Source organism: Streptomyces malaysiensis subsp. samsunensis (assembly GCF_024519315.1).
Taxonomy (GTDB): domain Bacteria; phylum Actinomycetota; class Actinomycetes; order Streptomycetales; family Streptomycetaceae; genus Streptomyces; species Streptomyces malaysiensis.
Genome location: NZ_JANIIC010000152.1, coordinates 1 through 5,320, shown reverse-complemented (window position 1 = coordinate 5,320; position 5,320 = coordinate 1). Strand labels below are relative to the sequence as shown.

Sequence of the window (5,320 nt, the reverse complement as noted above, 5' to 3'; positions counted from 1 at the left end):
CACCGCAAGCCGCTCCCGAACGTCCCCCACAGGCAGCGACACCGACACCATGCCGCCACGACCCGACAACGCCCGCAACGCCCTGCTCCGCAACGCCACCACACGCGCCGCATCCTCCAACGACAACGCACCCACCACACACGCCGCCGCAATCTCACCCTGCGAATGACCAATAACAGCAGCAGGCTCCACCCCAAACGAACGCCACACCTCCGCCAACGACACCATCACCGCCCACAACACCGGCTGCACCACATCCACCCGCTCCAACGCAGCGGCATCACCCAACACATCCACCAACGACCACTCCACAAACGGCGCCAACGCCGCAGCACACTCACCCACCCGCTCCGCAAACACCGACGAAGACTCCAACAACCCCGCCGCCATCCCCACCCACTGCCACCCCTGACCAGGGAAAACCAACACCACACGACCATCAGCACCGGCCACCCCCCGGATCAGCCCCGAGACGTTCCGGCCCTCCGCCAACGCGCCCATCCCACCGACCAGGCCGCCCCGTTCCCCGGCCAACACCACCGCACGGTGCTCGAAGACGGTACGAGCCGTCGCCAGCGACCATCCGACATCCTCAGCCGACAACTCGGGCGCCTTCCCCACGTACGACGCCAGGCGGTCTCCCTGTGCCCGCAAAGCCGCCTCGGAGCGGGCCGACAGCACCCACGGCACCACCCCAGAGTGTCCCCCACCCACTCCGTCGTCCGCCGCGTCATCCTCATCGCCGACCGGTGCCTGTTCGAGGACGACATGGGCGTTGGTGCCGCTGACGCCGAAGGCCGACACACCGGCCCGGCGCGGCTCATCGCTCTGCGGCCATGCGACCTTCTCGGCCAGCAGCTGGACCGCGCCGGCCGACCAATCCACGTGCGGCGACGGCTCGTCGACGTGCAGCGTCTTCGGCAGCGCACCGTGTTGTATGGCCAGCACCATCTTCATCACACCGGCCACACCCGCCGCCGCCTGTGTGTGCCCAATGTTCGACTTCACCGACCCCAGCAGCAGTGGCCTGCCGTCCGCGCGGTCCTGCCCGTACGTGGCCAGCAGCGCCTGTGCCTCGATCGGATCGCCCAGCGTGGTACCCGTACCGTGCGCCTCGACCGCGTCCACCTCGACGGCCGACAGCCGCGCGTTGGCCAGGGCCTGAAGGATCACCCTCTGCTGCGAGATGCCGTTGGGCACGGTCAGCCCACTGCTGCTGCCGTCCTGGTTGACGGCGGAGCCGCGTACCACCGCCAGCACCGGGTGGCCATTGCGGCGCGCGTCCGACAGCCGCTCCAGCAGGAGCATGCCCACACCCTCGCCCCACCCCGTGCCATCCGCGGCCGCCGCGAACGCCTTGCACCGACCGTCCGGCGCAAGACCCCGCTGACGGCTGAACTCCACGAAGAGACCGGGCGTGGACATCACGGTCACACCACCGGCGAGGGCGAGCGTGCACTCCCCCTGCCTCAGGGACTGCACCGCGAGATGCAGTGCCACCAGCGACGATGAGCACGCGGTGTCCACCGTCACGGCGGGCCCTTCGAAACCGAAGGTGTAGGAGAGCCGACCCGACATCACACTGGCCGCACCGCTGGTGGCCAGGAAGCCCTCGACGCCCTTCGGGGCCTGCCGCAGCGCGACGGTGTAGTCCTGACCGTTGGTGCCCACGAAGACACCGGCCTTGGTGCCGCGCAACGACGCCGGGGTGATACCGGCCCGCTCCATGGCCTCCCATGACGTCTCCAGCAGCAGCCGCTGCTGGGGATCCATCGCCAGCGCCTCACGTGGCGAGATCCCGAAGAAGGTGGGGTCGAAGGCGCCCGCGTCGGAGAGGAACGCGCTCTCCTTGACGTACGAGGTGCCGGAGCGGTCGGGGTCCGGGTCGTAGAGCTCCGCCAGGTCCCAGCCGCGGTCCTCCGGGAACGCGCTCACGGCGTCCTCACCACGGGCGAGCAGCTCCCAGAACTCCTCAGGCGACCGCACACCGCCGGGGAACCGGCAGCTCATCGCCACGATCGCGATCGGCTCCCGGGACTTCTCCTCGACATCGCGGAGACGCCGCTGCGTCTGGCGGAGATCGGCCATGACGCGCTTGAGGTACTCGACGAGCTTCTCTTCGTTTGACACTTGGTCCTGCCCCCTCGAAGAAACCGCGTGGTTCTCGTTCATGTCAGGCGTCTCCGAGTTCTCTGTCGATGACGTCGAAGAGCTCGTCCACCGATGCGCTTTCCAGGTCGTCGTCGGCGATGTCGTCGTGCCGTACGGCGCTCCCGCCCCCGCCGAGGGGTTCGCTCAGCTTGGCCAGCACCGACTGGAGCCGGACGATGGCCTTCGTGCGGGTGATGTCGTCCTGCGGCATCCCGGCGAGGACGGATTCGAGTCGGTCGATCTCGGCGGGCAGCGACTTCTCCGGGGCGGCCTCGTCCTCGGCCAACTCCCCCTTGAGGTGGCCGGCCAGCGCCGACGGCGATCCGTAGTCGAACAGTGCCGTCGGCCGGAGCCGCAGCCCGGTGGCCGCGTTCAGCCGGTTGCGCAGTTCCACGGCGGTCAGCGAATCGAGCCCCATGTCGAAGAAGCCACGCTCGCCGTCGATGCCCTCGTGCGTGGCGTATCCGAGGACGGCCGCCGTATGCGTACGCACCAGGTCGAGCAGGGCGGATTCGCGTTCCGGCGCCGGGAGTTCCGAGAGTGTCGTGGCGAGCGACGTCCGGAGGGTCCCTGCGGCCTGCCCGTCGAGGGTGGCGTCGGCGGCCTGCCGTGCCGCCCTGACCTCGGCGATGTCACCGAAGAGTAGGCCGAGCCGGGTGCCGTCGACACCGGCCGTGAACCGCGGCCAGTCGATATCGGTGATGACAGGGCAGGCGTCGGACTGGTTGACGGCCCGCGCCATCGCGGTGACGGCCAGCTCGGGTTCCATCGCGGGAAGGCCGAACCGCTCCATACGGCCGCTGACGGCCACGTCCTGGGTGGCCATGCCACCTTCGGCCCACGGCCCCCAGGCCACGGAGGTGGCGGGCAGGCCCTCGGCCCGGCGGCGCTCGGCGAGTGCGTCCAGGAAGGCGTTCGCCGCCGCGTAGTTGCCCTGTCCGGCCCCGCCCACCGTCGCGGAGAACGAGGAGAACAGCACGAACGCCGAAAGGTCCAGCTCGCGCGTGAGCTCATGCAGCTGCCAGGCCGCCTCGGACTTCGCCCGCAGCACACCCTGGAACCGCTCCACCGAGAGTCCGTCCAGCACCCCGTCATCGAGGACACCCGCCGTATGCACCACCGCCGTCAGCGGGAACTCCTCCGGCACCCGGGCCAACACCCCGGCCAGCGCCGCACGGTCCCCCACGTCACACGCCGCGACCGTCACCCGAGCACCCGACTCCGCCAGCTGCGCCCGCAACTTGTCCACGCCCTCGGCCGCCGGACCGCGCCGCGAAACCAGCAACAGGTGCTCCGCACCGGCCCGCGCCAGCCACCGCGCCACATGGGTGCCCAGAGCACCCGTACCGCCGGTCACCAGCACGGTCCCCGAAGGCTTCCACGCCTCCCCGCTCTCCGCACCCGCCACCGCACGCACCACACGGCGTGCGAACACACCCGACGGCCGTACCGCCACCTCGTCCTCACCGGTGGCGCCGCTGATGACGGCGGTCAGACGCTCCAGAGCCCGGCTGTCCAGCGTCCGCGGCAGGTCGACAAGGCCACCCCAGCGCTCCGGAGCCTCCAGTCCGGCCACCCGGCCCAGCCCCCACACCGCCGCCTGGTCCACGCTCAACGGACTCTCCGAACCGCCGACCGCCACCGCACCCCGCGTCACACACCACACACGGCCACCCACACCCGCATCCCCGATCCCCTGGAGCAGGGACAACGTCAGCGCCACACCCAACGGCACCGCCGCATACTCGCCATGCCGCCCCTCCGCCAGCGCCAGCAGCGACAGCACACCCGTCACATCGGCGGCTCGGTCCGCACCCACGGCGTCACGCAGCCGCGCCCCCACCGCCTCACGATCGGCGCCGACATCCTCCAGCTCGACGACCACAGGCAGCGCCTCTCGCGCGGCCAAGGCCGCCACGCAGTCCGCGACCCATGCGTCATCAGCCAGCCCGGCGGGCACCGCCACCAGCCACGTGCCCGTCAGCGCGCCTACCACCTCCGAGACCGGCGACCAGGCGATCCGATAACGCCACGCGTCGACCTGCGACCGCTCACGGCTACGACGCCGCCACGACGACAGGACCGGCAACACCGCCGCCAGCGACTCACCCGCCGAAGGCTCGCTCCCGACGGCCAGCGTGTCCGTCAGCGCCGACAGGTCCTCGCGTTCCACCGCGTCCCAGAAGTCGGCGTCCGCGGCCTCGTCGACGTCCGCCGTGCCGTGATGGGCCCCTGGCGCCACGTCGGTCTCAATCCAGTAGCGCTTGCGTCGGAAGGCGTACGTCGGCAACTCCACCTGCCGCGCCGGTCGTCCGGCGGTGGCCGCGAGCACGGCCGTCCAGTCCACCCGTGCACCCCGCACATGGGCCCCGGCGGCGAGCGTCAGCGCGGTCTCCACCTCACCGCGACCGGATCGCGCGACAGGTAGGAAGGCAGCGACGTCGGCGGTCTCGTCCGGCAGGCACTGCTCGCCCATCGTGGATAGCACCTCGTCAGAGCCGAGCTCCAGGAAGGTGGTGACTCCCGCGTCCGCCAGACTCCGCACACCATCCGCGAACCGCACGGCCTCACGGACGTGTCGTACCCAGTACTCGGCCGAGCACAGCACCTCGGGATCCGCCACCATGCCCGTCACATTCGATACGACGGGAATGCGCGGAGCCGCGTACGACAGCCCCTCCGCCACCTGCCGGAAGTCGGCCAGCATCGGCTCCATCAAGGGTGAATGGAAGGCGTGCGAAACGCGCAGCCGCTTCGTCTTGACGCCCTCGGCCTCCAGAAGCCCGGCAACCTCGGACACCGCCGCCTCAGTACCCGAGATCACGGTCGAGCGCGGACCATTGACCGCCGCCACACTCACCTCGGCCTCACGACCGGCCAGCAACGGGAGCACATCCGCCTCGGCGGCCTGCACCGAAACCATCACTCCCCCCGACGGCAACGCCTGCATCAACCGCCCACGAGCCGCCACCAACACACACGCGTCGTCAAGCGACAGCACACCCGCCACATGCGCCGCCACCAACTCACCAATCGAATGCCCCGCTACGAAATCCGGCCGCACACCCCACGACTCCACCAGCCGGAACAGCGCCACCTCCACCGCGAACAACCCACACTGCGTAAACCCCGTCTCGTCCAACACGCCCGCATCCCCACGGATCACCTT

2 protein-coding genes are annotated in these 5,320 nt (G+C 70.3%); both read right to left on the bottom strand.

Annotation, left to right across the window (positions count from 1 at the left end):
- Nucleotides 1-2,172 (bottom strand): type I polyketide synthase (locus tag NQU54_RS47925; protein ID WP_306279862.1); only part of this gene is annotated, 2,172 nt, incomplete at its 3' end.
- A 1-nt stretch (nucleotide 2,173) separates the two neighbouring features.
- Nucleotides 2,174-5,320 (bottom strand): SDR family NAD(P)-dependent oxidoreductase (locus tag NQU54_RS47920; RefSeq protein ID WP_306279861.1); only part of this gene is annotated, 3,147 nt, incomplete at its 5' end.